Annotated in this window: 19 protein-coding genes; 9 read left to right on the top strand and 10 right to left on the bottom strand. The window is 68.4% G+C overall.

The features are described 5' to 3' along the window. Nucleotides 1-23 precede the first annotated feature (23 nt). Together Y900_RS00485 and Y900_RS00490 are read left to right on the top strand one after the other, a co-directional pair. Nucleotides 24-1,586: an MFS transporter gene (locus tag Y900_RS00485; protein ID WP_051659797.1), complete on the top strand. Its 1,563-nt coding sequence runs from the start codon at nucleotides 24-26 to the stop codon at nucleotides 1,584-1,586. Between the two features lie 36 nt (nucleotides 1,587-1,622). Next, nucleotides 1,623-1,814 carry a hypothetical protein gene (locus Y900_RS00490; protein ID WP_036337750.1) on the top strand — a complete coding sequence of 64 codons (192 nt, stop codon included), beginning with the start codon at nucleotides 1,623-1,625 and terminating at the stop codon, nucleotides 1,812-1,814. On the opposite strand, the gene Y900_RS00495 is transcribed toward Y900_RS00490, so the two are convergent. Continuing rightward, nucleotides 1,811-2,224: an SRPBCC family protein gene (locus tag Y900_RS00495; RefSeq protein WP_036337753.1), complete on the bottom strand. Its 414-nt coding sequence runs from the start codon at nucleotides 2,222-2,224 to the stop codon at nucleotides 1,811-1,813. The genes Y900_RS00490 and Y900_RS00495 overlap by 4 nt on opposite strands. Continuing rightward, on the bottom strand, nucleotides 2,221-2,613 hold the full coding sequence (locus tag Y900_RS00500) for a MerR family transcriptional regulator (protein ID WP_036337756.1): 393 nt from the start codon (nucleotides 2,611-2,613) through the stop codon (nucleotides 2,221-2,223). Before Y900_RS00500 ends, Y900_RS00495 begins: the two co-directional genes overlap by 4 nt. A gap of 48 nt (nucleotides 2,614-2,661) precedes the next feature. Here Y900_RS00500 and Y900_RS00505 point away from each other — a divergent pair, with 48 nt between their 5' ends. Then, nucleotides 2,662-3,105: a PPOX class F420-dependent oxidoreductase gene (locus tag Y900_RS00505; RefSeq protein WP_036337759.1), complete on the top strand. Its 444-nt coding sequence runs from the start codon at nucleotides 2,662-2,664 to the stop codon at nucleotides 3,103-3,105. Here the strand turns inward: Y900_RS00505 and Y900_RS00510 are convergent. After that, nucleotides 3,102-3,485: a MarR family winged helix-turn-helix transcriptional regulator gene (locus Y900_RS00510; RefSeq protein WP_420329788.1), complete on the bottom strand. Its 384-nt coding sequence runs from the start codon at nucleotides 3,483-3,485 to the stop codon at nucleotides 3,102-3,104. The two genes, Y900_RS00505 and Y900_RS00510, sit on opposite strands and share 4 nt — an antisense overlap. A 158-nt stretch (nucleotides 3,486-3,643) precedes the next feature. On the opposite strand from Y900_RS00510, the gene Y900_RS00515 reads away from it, so the two are divergent. Together Y900_RS00515 and Y900_RS00520 are read left to right on the top strand one after the other, a co-directional pair. Beyond that, nucleotides 3,644-4,573 carry a CE1 family esterase gene (locus Y900_RS00515; RefSeq protein ID WP_036337762.1) on the top strand — a complete coding sequence of 310 codons (930 nt, stop codon included), beginning with the start codon at nucleotides 3,644-3,646 and terminating at the stop codon, nucleotides 4,571-4,573. Nucleotides 4,574-4,677: 104 nt separating this feature from the next. Further along, nucleotides 4,678-5,481 (top strand): transglutaminase-like domain-containing protein, encoded by an 804-nt coding sequence (locus Y900_RS00520; protein ID WP_036345428.1) that lies wholly within the window; start codon nucleotides 4,678-4,680, stop codon nucleotides 5,479-5,481. A 9-nt stretch (nucleotides 5,482-5,490) separates the two neighbouring features. Here the strand turns inward: Y900_RS00520 and dnaE are convergent, their stop codons facing one another. After that, a complete protein-coding gene (gene dnaE, locus Y900_RS00525; RefSeq protein WP_036337764.1) occupies nucleotides 5,491-9,048 on the bottom strand; it encodes a DNA polymerase III subunit alpha in 3,558 nt (1,185 codons plus the stop codon). 114 nt (nucleotides 9,049-9,162) lie between these two features. Between dnaE and Y900_RS00530 the strand changes: the two genes are divergently transcribed. After that, complete coding sequence (locus tag Y900_RS00530) at nucleotides 9,163-9,534, top strand: YidH family protein (RefSeq protein WP_036337766.1); 372 nt, start codon at nucleotides 9,163-9,165, stop codon at nucleotides 9,532-9,534. Then, nucleotides 9,531-9,860, top strand: a complete 330-nt coding sequence (locus tag Y900_RS00535) for a DUF202 domain-containing protein (RefSeq protein ID WP_036337768.1) — start codon at nucleotides 9,531-9,533, stop codon at nucleotides 9,858-9,860. Before Y900_RS00530 ends, Y900_RS00535 begins: the two co-directional genes overlap by 4 nt. Here Y900_RS00535 and Y900_RS00540 read toward each other — a convergent pair. After that, nucleotides 9,857-10,453, bottom strand: a complete 597-nt coding sequence (locus Y900_RS00540; RefSeq protein WP_036337770.1) for a SecDF P1 head subdomain-containing protein — start codon at nucleotides 10,451-10,453, stop codon at nucleotides 9,857-9,859. The two genes, Y900_RS00535 and Y900_RS00540, sit on opposite strands and share 4 nt — an antisense overlap. A gap of 27 nt (nucleotides 10,454-10,480) precedes the next feature. Then, a complete protein-coding gene (locus Y900_RS00545; RefSeq protein ID WP_036337772.1) occupies nucleotides 10,481-11,713 on the bottom strand; it encodes an Rv1490 family membrane protein in 1,233 nt (410 codons plus the stop codon). 24 nt (nucleotides 11,714-11,737) lie between these two features. Here Y900_RS00545 and Y900_RS00550 point away from each other — a divergent pair, with 24 nt between their 5' ends. Further along, complete coding sequence (locus Y900_RS00550) at nucleotides 11,738-12,772, top strand: polysaccharide pyruvyl transferase family protein (RefSeq protein WP_109750992.1); 1,035 nt, start codon at nucleotides 11,738-11,740, stop codon at nucleotides 12,770-12,772. On the opposite strand, the gene rarD is transcribed toward Y900_RS00550, so the two are convergent. The 3 genes from rarD to lspA are packed head-to-tail and all read right to left on the bottom strand — an operon-like array spanning nucleotide 12,748 to nucleotide 15,157. Continuing rightward, on the bottom strand, nucleotides 12,748-13,650 hold the full coding sequence (rarD, locus tag Y900_RS00555; protein ID WP_036337776.1) for an EamA family transporter RarD: 903 nt from the start codon (nucleotides 13,648-13,650) through the stop codon (nucleotides 12,748-12,750). The two genes, Y900_RS00550 and rarD, sit on opposite strands and share 25 nt — an antisense overlap. Then, nucleotides 13,647-14,573, bottom strand: coding sequence for an RluA family pseudouridine synthase (locus tag Y900_RS00560; protein ID WP_036337778.1), 927 nt, complete (start codon nucleotides 14,571-14,573; stop codon nucleotides 13,647-13,649). The genes rarD and Y900_RS00560 overlap by 4 nt, the downstream gene beginning before the upstream one ends. Continuing rightward, nucleotides 14,573-15,157: a signal peptidase II gene (lspA, locus tag Y900_RS00565; RefSeq protein WP_051659800.1), complete on the bottom strand. Its 585-nt coding sequence runs from the start codon at nucleotides 15,155-15,157 to the stop codon at nucleotides 14,573-14,575. The genes Y900_RS00560 and lspA overlap by 1 nt, the downstream gene beginning before the upstream one ends. On the opposite strand from lspA, the gene Y900_RS00570 reads away from it, so the two are divergent. Continuing rightward, nucleotides 15,156-16,073, top strand: a complete 918-nt coding sequence (locus tag Y900_RS00570) for an asparaginase (protein ID WP_036337782.1) — start codon at nucleotides 15,156-15,158, stop codon at nucleotides 16,071-16,073. The genes lspA and Y900_RS00570 overlap by 2 nt on opposite strands. Here Y900_RS00570 and Y900_RS00575 read toward each other — a convergent pair. Further along, entirely contained in the window at nucleotides 16,038-17,399 is a 1,362-nt protein-coding gene (locus Y900_RS00575) for a DNA polymerase IV (protein WP_036337785.1), read from the bottom strand. The genes Y900_RS00570 and Y900_RS00575 overlap by 36 nt on opposite strands. Nucleotides 17,400-17,450 lie beyond the last annotated feature (51 nt).

Below are 17,450 nucleotides of genomic sequence, written 5' to 3' on the forward strand. Positions count from 1 at the left end.
GTAAACATAAAGGTGCGTTGCCCATGTCCGTCGACACTCCGGCCTTCCCCACTCGACTCGGCGCCGCGCGACGAACCCGGCCGGTGGCGATACTCGCGGTCGTGCTGGTCGCCGCTCTGGCGATCAACGTCGAGACCACCATCGTCAATGTTGCTCTGCCGACGCTGAATTCAGCCCTCGGCGCCTCCACCCAGGCGCTGCAGTGGATCGTCGACGCCTACAACCTGGCGTTCGCGGCGCTGGTGTTGGCCGGCGGCACCATCGGTGACCGGTTCGGCCGGCGGGGCGCCCTGATCGCCGGCCTGACCCTGTTCGCCGCGGGCAGCATCGGCGCCGCCCTGTGCACGTCGACCGGACCGCTGATCGGGATGCGGCTGGTCATGGGCGTCGCCTCGGCGCTGATCTACCCGACGACGCTGGCCATCATCACCGACACCTTCCGCGATCCCCGGCACCGCGCGGCGGCCATCGGGGTCTGGGGTGCGGTGACCGGACTGGGCGTTGCCATCGGGCCAATCTTGGGCGGCGCTCTGCTCGAGGTGTTCTGGTGGGGCAGCCTCTTTCTCGCGCTGGCGCCGATCGCGCTGGCCGCGGCGCTGGCCGCCCTGTTCGTCATCCCTGCCACAGCGCTCGGCCAGGCGCATCGGCTGGATCGGGGCGGACTCGTGCTGTCGGTGGTGATGCTCGGCGCCCTGGTCTACACGATCATCGAGGCGCCGGACCGCGGGTGGACCAGCGCGCCCACCCTGGGCGGGTTCGCCGTCGCATTGATCGCCGCGGTGAGCTTCGCCTGGTGGGAACGCCGCCGATCCGACCCGCTGATCGACATCAGCCTGTTCACGAACCTGCGATTCAGCGCCGCCAGCTGCGCGGTGACCGTCGCCTTCTTCGCCCTGTTCGGGTTCATTTTCCTGATCACCCAGTTCATGCAGCTGATACAAGGCAACAGTGCGCTGGAGACCGGCGTGCGCATCCTGCCGGTGGCCCTGTCGATCGCCGTCGGCTCGATCCTGGGCACCCGGTTGGCGGTGACCCGGATCGGCACGAAAGCCGTTGTCTTCGTTGGCCTTCTGCTGTTGGCCGCATCGTTCGGCTGGATCGCGGCCAGCGACCTCGCGATCACCTACCCGACGATGGCCATGCAGATGGTGCTCCTGGGCGGCGGCCTGGGACTGACGACCGCACCGGCCACCGACTCGATCATGGGCGTGGTGCGGCCCGAACAGGCCGGCGCGGGATCGGCGGTCAACGACGCCACCCGCCAGGTCGGCGGCACCCTCGGGGTCGCGGTCATCGGCAGCATCTTCTCCACCCTCTACATCCGGCACCTGGCCGACAGCCCGTCGGTGAGCGGATTGCCGGCGGCCGCGCAGTCGACCGCGCGTGAGGGGCTGGCCCAGGGGCTCGCGGTCGCGGGCCAGGCACCCCCGCCGTTCGCCGGCGCGGTACGGAACGCGGTCGACACCGCGTTCCTCGCGGGCCTGCAGGCCGGGTGTCTCACCGCCGCCGGGATCTGCCTGGCCGGGGCGGTATTCGTGCTGGCAGTGCTGCCGTCGCACCCGAAAGCCAGCGTCGCCGAATCCTAGGTTTCGGGTCACCGAAAACGCGGGTATAGTTGAGCCATGACGAGCATGGATCCGGTGCAGATCGCGGGTGTTCCGTGGCCGCGCTACAAGCTCGTCGCGCTGGTGCTCGGCCTGATCGTCTTCGCCGTCATCGGGGTCGTCACGAAGAGCGCCGCGCCCGCTGTGCTGCTGGCCGCCGGTACCTCGACCGCGGTGTGGCTGGCGTTCGGGCTGCGCCGTAGGCGCTAACGCTCCAGAACTCGTTTCAGGGTCGCCAGGTCGGCGGCCACCGCGGTCGCGTCAGCCGCGTAGTCGTCGTCCGACATCTCCGGCCTGCGTCGCAGCGTGAACACCACCTCGCACCACTGGTCGCCGGCAGGCACCACGCGCAGCGGATTGAACACCGGCTCACCCGACGGCAGATTCACCACATGGTCGAGCACGCCGAGATCGTTGGCCGGGGTGAACTCGATCGTGATCTCCCCCATCGGTGACTGCGCGACCCAGGTGTCGCCGACCTGGGTCAGCTCGCTCGTCGCCAGGCCGGCCGCCCACTGCGGCAGGTGAGCCGGATCGGATGCGTAGCGATAGACGTCGAGCGCCGGCCGGTTGATCCAAGCGCTGATGTGCCGGGACTCGTTCGCGGTGTCATCGGTCATGGTTTTCCCTCGTCGCAGTGAATCCCGCACGTGCAGGTGTCGATCGACGGACAGGTGCACGCCATCGCCCATTCGATGATGCCGCGAGCCCGAGCCAGCGTCGCCAGCTGCGCGTCGATGTCGGCAAGCTTCGCCTCGGCCAGTGCGCGGCTGGCCGGCCGCCCGGGCGCCGCGTCCTGCAACAACACGGCGATCTCGTCGAGGCTGAACCCAGCGGCCTTGCACAGCCCGATGACCTCGAGCCTGGTCAGCACTGCGCCGTCGTAGCGGCGCTGCCCGCCGGCCCGCGACGGCACGGGCAGCAGCCCGATCTTCTCGTAGTAGCGCAGCGTGGTCGCCGCCACGTCGGTGCGACGAGAGACATCGCCGATCGTGAGCGCAGTGGTCATGGACACCTTCCCGGGCTGCTTGACTTGGAGCCAACTCTAAGTCCTTCAATGGCTGATGTGGATACCTTGCGCGCCAGCCGCTACGCACAGTTGCGGACCTACCGCCGGGACGGCAGAGCGGTCGACACCCCCATCTGGTTCCACCTCGACGGCACCACCTTGGTGTTCCGCACCAAGGTCGGGCCGAAGACCACGCGGATCGTCAACGACCCCCGGGTGCAGCTGCGGGTGTGCGACTACAAGGGTCGCGTGCCCGACTCCGCTCCCGCGTACGACGGGCACGCGAGCGTGCTGTCGGGCGCCGAGGCCGACCAGGCGAACCGGCAGCTGCACGCGCGCTACGGCTGGCAGTACAACCTCGTCCCGCTGCTACCCCTTCCCGGCGTCAACAACGTCGACGCCGGGCTGCGGTGGCGGGAGAAGTGGCAGCGGGTCCGCACCCGCACGGTGTGGCCGGGCAGCGCGATCGTGCGGGTGCAGCTGTACAGCTAACAGTCAAGTAGCGCCTGCAGGATGTCGCGCAGCTCGGCAAGGCGTCGCGCTCCGAGCACCTGCTCCCAATGTTCCTCGACAGCAAGGGCATTGGCGCGCATGACGCGCAAAGCCTCGCCACCGCGCGGTGTCAACGCGATACGCAGCGTCCGCGCATCGGCGTCATCGCGAGATCGCACGACGTACCCGTGCGCTTCCAGAGCCCTGATGGCCTGCGCGACCGCTTGCCGGCTCACCTGAAGCCGATCTGCCAGTGCCGAGGCGTGCAGCGCGCCCTGGGCCAGCGGCACCAGGGCCACTGCCTGTGCCGGTCGCAAACCATCGAGTCCCGCGGCGGCGAACGCCGCGCGCAGCCGAGGGCCGCCGCTGGCCGCCAGCATCTGCACCAGGGCCGGCACGGTGGGCTGCCACGTCGACTCGGGCACGGATCGCGTTGTCACGACGAACCAGTGTGCCATCGCGCCATTTTTTGACAAGCGCCTTGTCAATTCTCCCGCCGCACGCGAAGATGGGTCACGTGCCGACCCCTGCCACTCGAATGTTGACGATCGGCGTGATCGCCGTCGTCGTCCTGGTGGCGGGAGGCTGCCTCGGCGACGGTCGCGCGACGGGCACCCCTATCGGCCCGACGCGAGACCTCCCTGTCGGTCAGTCCATCCACTCGCTGTCCGTCGACGGCCTGACCCGTTCGTTCCACGTCTACCGACCAGACGGGCTGTCCGGGCCGGCGCCACTGGTGGTGATGTTGCACGGCGGATACGGCGACGGGGCACAAGCCGAACGCGCCTACCACTGGGACGCCGAGGCGGACGCCGGGCACTTCCTGGTCGCCTATCCTGACGGACTGGACCGGGCCTGGAATGCCGGCTCATGCTGCGGGCGCCCGGCCCGATCCAACGTGGACGACGTGACATTCCTCACCACCATGGTGGGCGCGATCGAACAGCAGATCCCGATCGACACCACCCGCGTATTCGCCACCGGCATGTCGAACGGTGCCATGATGGCGCTTCGGTTGGCTTGCCAGAGCAATCTTTTCGCCGCGATCGCACCGGTTGCCGGCACCTTGTTGGCCCAGTGTTCCGATCCGTCACCGACCTCCGTTCTGCAGATCCACGGCACCGCGGACGACCGCGTACCGTACGGCGGGGGCCCTGGCAAAGCACGCACCGCCTCAGGTGCCCCCAACGTCGACGGACCCTCTGTGGAGTCGGTCAACGCCAACTGGCGCACGATCGACGGGTGCGCGCCGCCGGTTTCGTCGAACCGCGAGGACGTCACGACTCAGCGCGCCGACTGCCCCGAGCGACGAACCGTTGAGTTGATAACTATCGCCGGCGCCGGTCATCAGTGGCCAGGCGGGATCGCGAATCCCGTTGTGGACGAGATCGCCGGTCTACCGCCGCCGTCGACGGCTTTGGACGCGACTGACACGATCTGGCAGTTCTTCCGCCAACACCCTCGATAACCGCACCGCTCCCGCTGAGCGCCATCCGCACTGCGCGATTAGAGTAGGTCACGATTCCAGCGAAGGTGGTGCGCGATGCGGGTTCCAGCGACAGTACCGCGGTGCTGAAGCGCGACGTCGGCGCCGAGATCGACGTGACGGTCACTGCGCCAACGACTTTGGAGTTCCAGATCGCGGTCGCCCCGGCTCCAGGGGCACACCTCACCGAATCGCTGGAATACCGCGTCAACGGAAAACTCATCAGCCCTGACGAGATCATCGGCGACCACGGCACCCGCATTCACCGCTTCGACGCCGGCGAGGGTTCGGTGACCGCTTCCTATCGGGCCACCATCGAGGGCCGGACCGATCCGCCACCCGTGCGCGATATCGACCTCTCGACGTATCTTCGGCCCAGTCGCTACGCCGAAGCCGACAAGTTCTTCGGCTACGCCGCCACCGAATTCGGCCAGTACGCGAACTCCGTCACGGTGTTGGAGAAGGTGTCGTCGTGGGTGGGGACACGGCTGGATTACGTTCCTGGATCCAGTGATCCGACCGACGGCGCCGTCGACACCCTGCTCGCGGGCGCCGGCGTCTGCCGCGATTACGCGCATCTGGTGATCGCACTGCTGCGCGCGGTGAACGTCCCGGCGCGTTTGGTCGCGGTCTATGCGCCGGGCTGTGACCCGATGGACTTTCACGCCGTCGCCGAAGCGTTCGTCGACGGCGCCTGGCAGGTCGTCGACGCGACATGCCTGGCGCCGCGCCAATCGATGGTGCGGATCTCCACCGGCCGAGACGCCGCGGACACCGCGTTTCTGGACAACCACAACGGCGCGATCACGCTCAACAGCATGGAGGTCACCGCGGTCGTCGACGGCATGTTGCCACTCGACTCGGTGCACGACCTGGTGGCCTTGAGCTGATCGGTGGACCTAGCCCCCGAGGCAGCCCGGCCCCAGCAGCGCCTTGAGGTCACCCATCAGCGCCGACGACGGCGTCACCCGCAGCGACTGGTCGAGTTCCAGCGTGGTGATCCGGTCGCCGCTGATCAACCGCAGGTGCACCTGCGCGGTACCCGGATGGCGAGCCAGCACCTGCTTGAGTGCGCTCACCTTGTCCATCGTGCACTGCCTGGTGGGCAGGCTCACCGCAAGGGGCCGGTTCGCCTGTGCGCCCGAGAAGTCCGGTACCACAAGCTCGTTGGCGATCAACGAGATGCGGTCGTCCTGGATGCGTACCTTGCCGCCGACGAGCACCACCGCGTCGTCGGCGATCTCGGCGCCGAACAGCGAGTAGGTCTGCGGGAAGAACATCACTTCGATACCGCCGGTGAGATCCTCCAACTGCGCTGAGGCCCAAGGCATTCCGTTCTTGTTGACCCGCCGGTTGACACCGGCCAGAATGCCGCCGACCCGAACCTGCGTGTCGTTGGCGACATCCCCGCCGAGGATGGCCGGGATCTGAGTGTCGACCTGGGCATTCAACAGGTGCGCCACCCCGTTGAGCGGATGCCCGGAAACGTACAGTCCGAGCATCTCCCGCTCGAGGGCCAGTTTGTGCTTGTCGTCCCACTCCTCGTCGGGCACGCGGATGGTGAACGCGGAGTCGCCGCTGTCGGCACCGTCACCGTCTCCCCCGCCGAACAGGTCGAACTGTCCGATCGCTTCCGCCTTCTTGGTGCCCAGCACCGAGTCGACGGCATCGGTGTGCACCAGGAACAAGCCCTTGCGCGGATGCTTCAGCGAATCGAAAGCCCCTGCCTTGATCAGGGATTCGGTGACCTTCTTGTTGCAGGCCGCGATGTCGATCTTGTTCAGATAGTCGGAGAAGTCGGTGAACTTGCCCTTGGCGGTCCTGGTCGCGATCAGCGAACTGACAACGTTGGCGCCGACGTTGCGGATCGCGCCGAGCCCGAACCGGATGTCGTCCTCCACCGAGGCGAAGTTCTGCACCGACTCGTTGACGTCGGGCGGCAGGACCGTGATGCCCAGCCGGCGGCAGTCGGCGAGGTAGACCGCCGCCTTGTCCTTGTCGTCACCGACGGAGGTGAGCAGCCCGGCCATGTACTCGGCCGGGAAATTGGCCTTGAGGTAGGCAGTCCAGTAGGAGACCAGTCCGTAGCCGGCAGCGTGCGATTTGTTGAACGCGTACCCGGCGAACGGAAGGATGGTGTCCCACAGCGCTTTCACCGCCTTCTCGGAGAACCCGTTGGCGGTCATCCCCTCCTTGAAGCCCTGATACTCCGCCTCGAGCACCTCGAGCTTCTTCTTGCCCATGGCTTTCCGGAGCGCATCGGCCTTACCCATCGAGTAGGAGGCGACCTTCTGCGCGATGAACATGATCTGTTCTTGGTAGACGATCAGACCGTACGTCTCGGAGAGGATCTCCTTGAGCGGTTCTTCGAGCTCCGGGTGGATCGGCTTGATCGCCTGCCGGTTGTTCTTGCGGTCGGCGTAGTCGTTGTGGGCGTTCATGCCCATCGGGCCGGGGCGATACAGGGCCAGCACGGCGACGATGTCGTTGAACTCGGTGGGCTGCATGCGCCGAAGCAGGTCCCGCATCGGCCCACCGTCGAGCTGGAACACGCCCAGGGTGTCGCCCTTGCCCAACAGTTCGTAGGCCTTGGGATCGTCCAGCGGAAGCGATTCCAAATCCACGTCGATACCGCGGTTGGCTTTGATGTTCTCAATGCAGTCGCCGATGATCGTCAGGTTCCGCAGGCCGAGGAAGTCCATCTTCAGCAGGCCGATGGCCTCACACGACGGGTAGTCCCAGCCGGTGATGATCGCGCCGTCCTGTGGCCGCTTCCACAGCGGGATCGCCTCGATCAGAGGCTGCGAGCTCATGATCACCGCGCACGCGTGCACACCGGCGTTGCGGACCAGACCCTCCAGGCCACGCGCGGTCTCGTAGATGGTGCGCACGTCGGGATCGGTGTCGATCAAGGCCCGGACCTCGGCGGCCTCCTTGTACCGCTCGTGGTTCGGGTCGGTGATCCCCGCCACCGAGATGTCCTTGGCCATGATCGGCGGCGGCAGCGCCTTGGTGATGCGGTCGGCGATCGCGAAGCCCGGCTGGCCGTAGTGGACACGGGCCGAATCCTTCAGCGCCGCCTTGGTTTTGATGGTGCCGAACGTGATGACCTGGGCGACCCGGTCACTGCCCCACTTCTCGGCGGCGTAGCGAACCATCTCACCGCGGCGACGATCGTCGAAGTCGATATCGATATCGGGTGCCGACGGGCGCTCCGGGTTCAGGAACCGCTCGAACAGCAGCCCGTGCGGGATCGGGTCGATATTGGTGATGCCCAGCGCGTAGGCCACCAGCGACCCGGCCGCCGAACCACGGCCCGGCCCGACCCGGATGTCGATCGACTTCGCGTAGTTGATCAGGTCGGCCACGATCAGGAAGTACGACGGGAAACCCTTGCCACAGATGACGTCGATCTCGTAGCCGGCCCGCTCGGTGTACTCCGGCGGCACCGCGTCCGGAAAACGCCGCCGCAGACCGGCCGCGACCTCGTGACGCAACCAGCTGCCCTGGTCATGGCCGTCCGGCACCGGGAAGATCGGCATCCGGTCGGTGGGGGCCCACACGTCGGCGTAGGACTGCACCCGCTCGGCGATCAGTAGCGTCGAATCGCAGGCCTCGGGAACCTCCGCGTCCCACAGCGCGCGCATCTCCGCCGCCGACTTCAGGAAGTAACCGTCGCCGTCGAACTTGAACCGGTTGGGGTCCGACAGCGTCTTGCCGGTCTGGATGCACAGCAGCGCTTCGTGGTTGTGCGACGCGTCGCGGGTGACGTAGTGGCAGTCGTTGGTCGCCAAGGCCGGAATACCGAGCTTGCGTCCGACGTCCAGCAGGCCCTCGCGGACCCGGCGCTCGATCGAGAGCCCGTGGTCCATCAGCTCCAGGAAGTAGTTCTCCGGCCCGAAGATCTCCCGCCACTTGGCGGCGGCCTCCAGCGCCTCCTTCTCGTGGCCCAGCCGCAGCCGGGTCTGCACCTCACCCGACGGGCAGCCGGTGGTGGCGATGATCCCCGCCGCGTGCTCGGCGATGATCTCGGCATCCATCCGGGACCACTTGCCGAGCTGACCCTCGAACGAGGCGAGCGTCGACAGCTTGAACAGATTGCGCAGGCCGGTGGCGTTCTCGGCGACCATCGTCATGTGCGTGTAGGAGCCGCTACCCGACACGTCGTCACTCTTCTGGCCGGGATCGCCCCACAGGATGCGGCGGGTATCGAATCGAGAGGCGGGCGCAATGTAGGCCTCGACGCCGATGATCGGCTTGATGCCGACCTTGGTGGCCGCGTTGTAGAACTCGCTGGCCCCGAACATGTTTCCGTGGTCGGTCATGCCGATGGCGGGCATCTCGAGACGTTGCGCCTCGGCGAGCATGGGCGTGATCTTCGCCGCACCGTCGAGCATTGAGTACTCGGTGTGGTTGTGCAGGTGCACAAAAGAGCCGGCTGAAGTTCCAGTACCCATAGGCCCGTCAGTCTAGGGCCGCGGACCGACAGCGTTCGGCGTGTCGCGTACGTGTCTGGCGGCTCGTGTCGATTCGCTTCGCGCCGGCCCATGACTCCTGATAGGCAGAACCCTATGTTCGCGTCCAAGCCCCCGCTGCGCAGTGTGGGCAGCGACCCCGACTACCGCTTCACCCTGGCCAACGAGCGGACCTTCCTGGCCTGGTTGCGGACGGGTCTGGCGCTGCTGGCCGGAGCGGTGGCGCTGGCCAGCCTGGTCCACGATTTCGGACCGCGCCCGTTCCGGATCGTGATCACGGGGCTGCTGCTCGTGCTGTCGCTGGTGGTCACCGCGGGCGCCTATGTCCGGTGGGATCGCGCCGAGCGGGCCATGCGGGAGAAGCGCCCTCTGCCGACCGATCCGCTGCCCCGGATCATCGTCTCCGGGGCGGCGATCATCATCGTGGCCGCAGCGGTGCTGGTCTACCTCGCCGAGTTCGGCCGGTGACCGAGAACCCGGACGTCACAGCGGTGGCCGAGCGCACGGCGCTGGCGTGGCAGCGCACAACCATCGGGTTGTTGGCGATTGGTGCCCTGCTGGTGCGCTGGAGCGTGGTCGAACGGTTTGCGCTGTGGCCGGGCATCATGCTCACCACGGCAGCCGCGCTCGCCGGCCTGGTCCTGGTCCGGCGGCGCTACCAACGGGTCCGCGCCGCGCTGCTGGCCGGGCAGACGCCGCTCTCGCGCTACTTGATCCCCGGCGCCACCGCGGTCGTGCTGGTGCTCGTCGCCGGTGTGGGCGCGGCAATCCTGCTGGAGTACAGCCGCCTCTAGGCCTCGTCTTTGAGCATGCGGGCTATCTCGCGGGCCTGTTCCTCGGTCACGTCACCGGAAAGCTGCAACACCTCGCCGTCAATCCGCTCGGTGATCTTCGGCGCCCACACCACCAGGTTGGACCGTACGAACGCGACCTGCTGATCGATATGCGACGCGGTGAAATCGCCGAACGCCCGCGCTGATTCCGGAGTCATCGTGACCTGCACCATCTGCTTGGCGGTCAGCGGGTTCAGGAACGAGTCGACATCGGTGAGCTGAACCGTCAACGCCTGCGGGCCCAGCTCGTACACCGCGGACTTGACGATGTCGCAGATGCGCAGCGGCGCCTCGGGCGGCGTCGGTGGCGGCGGGTCGCAGTCCCCGGGCCGGATGACGAACGGCCCCCCGGTCACCGGCCGCAGCGACAGCGGCTTGATGGTCAGCGGCGGCGGCGTGGTGGTGGTGGTCGTCATACCGACGGCGTCCTGCTGCTTGGTCAGGACACCCGGGGTGAGCAGCACCCCGAGGACGGGCACCACGATCGCCGCCGCCGCCAGCGCCGCCACCACGGCGATCATGATCCGCCGGTTGCGGGGGGACTTGTCGGTCATGCGCTCCTCGATCTGAATGTCATTGGCTTACATGGGAACGGGCGCACCGAATCCTGGGATGATCCCGATCGGGATCACTGCCAGCAGGATCGCACCGACAGCGAACACGATCAGAGTGCGGCGGGTCGGCGGTTCATCGATTTCGGGCTGGTTGCGGGTGTACAGCAAGAAGACCACCCCGAGGTCGAAGGCGATGATCACCCACCACCGGACCCAGTCCACCCCGGTCGCGAACACCGGCAAAATCATCACGATCCCGACGAGCATGGCCAGCGGCCTGCCCCGAAGGATCGCGGTGAACCGCCGTACCGGAACACCTGCGACATGGCTGATCGCCAGCATGCCGATGAGCAGCGTGGCCAGCCCGTAGACCGTCGATCCGGCCAGCGCCACCACACCGATGCTGCCGACGAAGCGCACGCCTTCACCGAAGGTCATGTCGAACAACGGCAGGAAGGCCCGGCAGAACCAGTCGTGGTAGTCGACGTAATAGTGGAAGCCACTCAGCAGCTGGCCGATGGTCGGTTTGCCGGCCAGTGGATGGTTCATGGGCCCGTGCTGCACCAGCTGACACAACTGCGGGGACACCTTCTGCCTGCCGAATGCGGCCAACGCCAGGGCGACCAACACGGGCGGCCCGAGCGCGGCCACGACGCTGGTCCAGAACGCCTTGGCGTCCAAATGCCGCGCCAGCACCGTCAGCGCCGACAGCACGCCGAGCCCGAACAGGAACGGCGTCGCCTCGTGGATCAACGTCAACACGGCAAGCGTCAAACCAAAGACAGCACTGGCCATTACGGTCGCGCGGGTGGCGACCCTGGTCAGCAGGACCGCGAACAGGGCCAGCGCGGCGCCGCCCAGCAGATCGGTACGCGCCGAGAACAGCGCGAACGCGAACCCGAACGGCAACACAGGGATCAGCAGGGCGGTCAGCCGCCGTCGCTGCGACCGTCCGGACCTGACGGCGACCGACCAGGCCACCCCTGCGAGACCGAGAACGAAGGCCACCGTCGGAATCCAGCGCAGCACCGCCAGGCCGCCGAAGTAGTGCGCGGCGCCGAACAGGTCCAGCATCTCGCCGGCAAGTCCGCGCCGGATGAAACCCACCGAGTAGTCGATGGCGAAGTACGAATACCAATAGCCGTCGGGGACCACCGTGATCGCAAGCGTCACAAGCACTGCCGCCCAGAACAGCAGCAGTGCGGTGAACGTGATGAAGAAGCCACGCCTGCTCCCGGTGTCGACCGCGGCGCTCGGCATCGGATGAGTATAGGGTCGGTTCGCGTGAGCCAAGATGCGACGGTCGCCTATCTGGGCTTCCACGACAAGGACAATCTCGGCGACGACGCGATCTACGACGCGGTCAAATCCCAGCTGCCCGGGGTCACGTTCAACGACATTCCGCGGCTGGCGCACGAATTCGTCTTCCCGCTCGGCGCCGCCCTGCACCGGGCTCGTACCCCCAGCACGCTGGTGATGGGCGGCGGGACGCTGGTCGGAGTCCGCTACTTCCGCCTGCTGGCCAGGGCGGGCCTCGCGGTGACCAAGAACGACGGCAAGTACGCGATCGGCGTCGGGGTGCAGGACCCGGGCTATGCCGGTCGCGGCAGCGGGTCGGGCAACGACGAGCTCACCAAGTGGAAGCCGATCCTGGCCGATTTCGACTCCGTATCCGTGCGCGGGCCCCGCAGTGTGGAACTGCTGGCCGAGATCGGTGTGGCGGCGCAGGTGACCGGCGACCCGGCACTGATCCTGCCGCGGCCCGAAGTGCCGGTCGAGGACGGCCTGATCGGGGTCAGCCTCGGCTACGGCGACGACATGTGGGGACATGACCCCGCCGGGGTCGCTGAGCAGGTCGCGATCGCGGTGCGAGAACTGGCGAGCCGGGGCCATCGGTTTGTCGGCATTCTGATGAATCCCGACGACCGCACGTGGCTGGAGGTGGCGCTCCGGGACGTGTCCACCGACATCCTGCTACCACCCGACGCCGAGGCGGGCGCACGGGAGTTCGCCCGGTGCTCGGCGGCCATCGTGTGCCGGCTGCACGCCGGCATCTTGGCCGCACTGTCCGATACCCCGGTGGTTTCCCTTGAGTACCAACCGAAGTGCCGCGATTTCGCATTGTCCATCGACGACGCCGCTTCACTGATCCGCACCGACGAGGTGACCGGCGCCGGCATCGTCGACCGGGTTCTGGAGTCGCTGGCCGACTCACGCGCCATCCGGGCCAACAAACGCGCCGCCGTCGACCGGCTACGCACCCAACTGGACTCCGAGTACAGCGCGCTGCGCCGTCAGCTCGGCGTCGCGGGCGTCTGACGGGCGCGCCGCAGCGCGTCGCCGCTGAACACCAGCAGCGCCAGCCAGATCAGCGCGAAACCGGCCCAGCGGGCCGGCGGCATCGGCTCGTGCGCCACCAGCACGCCCCACGTCATCTGCATAGCCGGATTCAGGTACATGAGCAGTCCGAGGGTGACCAGCGGCAGGCGCTGGGCGGCGGCGGCGAACAGCAGCAGCGGGATCGCGGTGATCGGCCCGGACAGGACCATCAGCGCCAGGTGACCCGGCCCGTTGCTGGCGAACTGGCCGTGCCCACTGAGCTGCAGCACGACGATGTACGCGATGGCGAATGGCGCGGCGATCGCGGCCTCCACACCCACGCTGACCCGCGGATCGGTGGGAACCACCTTCTTGACCACACCGTAGAGACCGAACGTCGAGGCCAGCCCGAGCGCGATGATCGGCGGCCCACCGACCTCGACGCCGAGCAGGATCACCGCGGCCAGCGCGATCAGCACGGCCACCACCTGAGCCCGGTTGAGCCGTTCCCGGAAGATCAGCACCCCGAGCAGAACGCTGATCAGCGGATTGATGAAGTAACCGAGCGCGGCGTCGACGACGTGGCCGTTGCTGACCGCGAAGATGAAGATGACCCAGTTGGCCGACACCAGCGCCGAGGCACACAGCAACAGCAGCCAGGTACGTCCGGTGATGGACCGCAGGTGGGACAGCTTGCGCATGGCGACCACCACACCGGCCATCAGAACCAGCGTCCAGACCACCCGGTGCGCCAGAACCTCCAGCGCCCCAGCCGGTTTCAGCAGCGGGAAGAACGCCGGGAACAGGCCCCAGGACCCGTAGGCACCGATGCCGTAGAGCAGACCGCCGGTCTTGGTGTCCTGTTTGGGGACCGTCACGATTCGCCGCGCAGCACATCCAATGCGTGCTGCAGGTCGGCCGGGTAGGGCGCGGTGACCTCGAAGTGCCTGCCGTCGGCGGGATGGGCGAACGCCAGGGAACGGGCGTGCAGCCACTGCCGTTCCAGGCCGAGCCGCTTGGCCAGCACCGGGTCGGCGCCGTAGGTCAGATCACCGGCGCAGGGGTGGTGCAGCGCGGCGAAGTGCACCCGGATCTGGTGCGTGCGACCGGTTTCCAGATGGATATCGAGAAGACTTGCGGCCCGGAACATTTCGACGGTGTCGTAGTGGGTGACGCTGTGCCGCCCGGTCTCGGTGACGGCGAACTTCCAGTCGTGGCCGCGATGCCTGCCGATCGGTGCGTCGATTGTTCCGCTCGACGGATCCGGATGGCCCTGCACCACAGCGTGATAGCGCTTGTCGACGGTGCGCTGCTTGAAAGCCCGCTTGAGCAGCGTGTAGGCCCGCTCGGACAGCGCGACCACCATGACACCCGAGGTGCCGACGTCGAGCCGATGCACGATGCCCTGCCGCTCGTGGATGCCCGACGTGCTGATCCGGAATCCGGCCGCGGCGAGACCGCCCAGCACGGTGGGTCCGTGCCAGCCGACGGTGGCGTGGGCAGCCACCCCCGGCGGTTTGTCTATGGCGACGATGTCGGCGTCGGAGTACAGGATCGTCATGCCCTCGATCACTTCGGGCGTGTTCTCCGGCGGCGGCGCTTCCTCCGGGATCTGCACGTGCAGCCACGCACCGGCCTCGAGACGGTCGGACTTGCCCGCCCGTGCGCCGTCGAGCTCGACGCCGCCGTCTTCGGCGATCGCCGCGGCAGCGGTCCGGGACAGCCCCAGCAGCCGGGCCAGGCCCGCGTCGACGCGCATGCCGGCCAGCCCCTCGGGGACCGGCATGGACCGTTCGGCCATCAGGCCGTCTCGGCCTTGTCGTCGCTGGCGGCCGGCTCGGACGTGCGGCGACCCGCGGTGTCGAAGTCGTAGCCGAACAGCGAGAGCCCTACCAGCAGGATGGCCCCGCCGACCACCGCCGGATCGGCCACGTTGAACACCGGCCACCAGCCGATGGAGAGGAAGTCGACGACGTGCCCGCGCAGCGGGCCGGGCGAGCGGAAGAACCGGTCGACCAGGTTCCCCAGCGCGCCGCCCAGGATCATTCCGAGGCCAACCGCCCACCACGGCGACACCAGACGCCGGCCCATCCAGAAGATCCCGATCACCACACCGGTGGCGACCAGCGTCAACACCCAGGTGTAACCGGTGGCCATCGAGAAGGCCGCGCCCGAGTTGCGCACCAGCGTCCAGGTGACGGTGTCGCCGATGATCGACACCGGCTGGCCCGGCGTCAGCCACCGCACGGCCAGCACCTTGGTGATCACGTCGAGCGCCAGCACCACACCCGCCACCGACAGCAGCAGCCGCAGCCGACGTGGTGTCTTGGCGCTGTCCTTGGATTCGTCGGTCACTCCCCCATCATTCCCTAGTCTGTTGGGCATGCCCCGACTCGTCGTCGTTACCACCGGCGGGACGATCGCCACCAGCGCGGACGACGAGGGCGTCCTGCGACCGGTGCACGGTGGCGCCGAGCTGGTCGCCGGGCACGATGCGCAGGTGATCGACCTGTTCACCCTGGACAGCTCGCAGCTGACGCCGGCCGAGTGGGTGCGGATTTCCGACGCCGTCACCGCGGCCGCCACCGGGGCCGACGGCGTCGTCGTCACGCACGGCACCGATTCGATGGAAGAGACCGCCTTATGGCTGGAGCTGACCTACGCCGGTGACGCGCCGGTGGTCGTCACCGGCGCCGCCCGGTCGGCTGACGCCCCCGACGCCGACGGACCGGCCAACCTGCGCGACGCCCTCGCGGTGGCGGCCGGCCCGCGCGCCCGTGGCCGGGGCGTGCTGATCTGCTTCGCCGGATGGGTGCGCCCGGCGCTGGGCACCACCAAGGTGGGCGGCCCAGATCTGTTCGGGGGCGCCGCGCCGGTGGGCCGGGTCCGCGAGGGGACAGTCGAGTGGACCGGCGATGCGCGGCGGGCCTACCTCGGCCCGGTAGCCGGGGCGGCACGGGTCGACATCGTGGCTGCCTATCCCGGCGCCGACGGCACCGCGATCGACGCGTTCGTCGACGCGGGCGCCGCTGGTCTGGTGATCGAGGCGATGGGGGCAGGCAACGCCGGAGCCCCGATCATCGAGGCGGTGCGCCGGGCCTGCGCCCGCGGCGTTGCCGTGGCGGTCACCACCCGGGTGCCCGGGGGGCCGACGGCGGCGGCCTACGGGCCGGGCCACGACCTGGTCCGCGCCGGAGCTGTGCTGGTTCCGCACGTGCGCAGCAGTCAGGCCCGGGTGCTGATGATGGCCGGGTTGAGCGCGGGGCTACCCGTGGTCGACGTCATCGCCCGCTGGGGCTGAGGCGCGGCTTTCCAGACCGCTGACGTACTCCGCCCAGTCCAGGCTGTCGACCGGGTTGGCTTTGACCAGGTCCGGTTCGTCGATGGCGAACGTCCGCATCACCCCGGGCCCGCTGCCGCGCGTTTCGAAGCGAACGCTGACCACGCCGTGGCCGGCGCCCTGTACCCAGCCGTGGCCGAGGTCCCGATGACCGACGTCGTCACCGATGCGCCAGCCTCCGGCTTCCGGCATTGCCACCGGCATCGGCGCCTGGGTGTCCGGCGCCTCGGCGACCTCGGCCTCCACCTGCTCGAGATCGGGGAACAGCGACTCCTGGCGGACGTCGGACAGGCCCGAAAAGCCAACGCCCAGAAGGCGGATGGGGCCGATGTCCCGGGGATCGAGGAGTAGCCGGTAGGCGGTGGCGGTCAGCGTGCCGACGTTGCCGGTGGCGTACGGCAGCGTTGCCGAGCGGGTGAGGGTGCTCATGTCGGACCGCTTGAGCTTGACCGTGACCGTGCGGGCGCCGCGACCGTCTCGCTGCAGTCGCTGGTGGGCGTGCTCGGCGATCGGGCCGATGGCGTCACGCAGCTGCTCGATGGTGGTGAGGTCGGCGGGGAAGGTCGACTCGGCGCTGATCTGCTTGGCCTCGGCGCGTTCGGCCACCGGGCGGTCGTCGATGCCGCGGGCCAGGCGGTGCAACGCGGGACCGACGGTGGCACCGAGGATGCTGGCGGCCTCGGCGTCGGTCAGCGCGGCCAGCTGGCCGATCGTGTCGATGCCGAGCCGGTGCAGCTTATCCTCGGCGACCGGGCCGATCCCCCACAACCGGCGTACCGGCAAGCCGTCGAGCAGGGTGCGCTCCTCGTCGCGGCGGACCACGCGAAACCCGTCGGGCTTGGCCAGGTCCGAGGCGATCTTGGCGATCTGCTTGCCCGACCCGGCCCCGACCGAGGCCACCAGGCCGGTCTCTTCGCGGACCCGGCGGCGCAGCAGTACGGCGAACTCCTCGACGTCCGCGGCGCTGGCCCCAGCCAGTTCGATCGGCTCACCGAACGCCTCGTCGAACGACAGCTGCTCGAGGACGGGCACCATGGCACGCACCGTGTCAAGCACCCGCCGACTGGCCACCCCGTAGACCACGCCTCGCGGCGGCAGCACCACCGCTGCGGCGCCGACCATCCGCCGCGCCTGGTGCATCGGCATCGCCGAGCGGGCGCCGAACACCCGCGCCTCATAACTGGCGCCGGCCACCACACCGCGGCCGCCGAGCCCGCCGACCAGGACGGGGCGGCCACGCAGGGTCGGGCGGGTCAGCTGTTCGACGGACGCGAAGAACGCATCCATGTCGAAATGTAAGACCCAGCGCTCCACGCGTCGATGCTATTGGCTGGGTGC

It is taken from the genome of Mycolicibacterium aromaticivorans JS19b1 = JCM 16368 (genome assembly GCF_000559085.1).
Taxonomy (GTDB): Bacteria; Actinomycetota; Actinomycetes; order Mycobacteriales; family Mycobacteriaceae; genus Mycobacterium; species Mycobacterium aromaticivorans.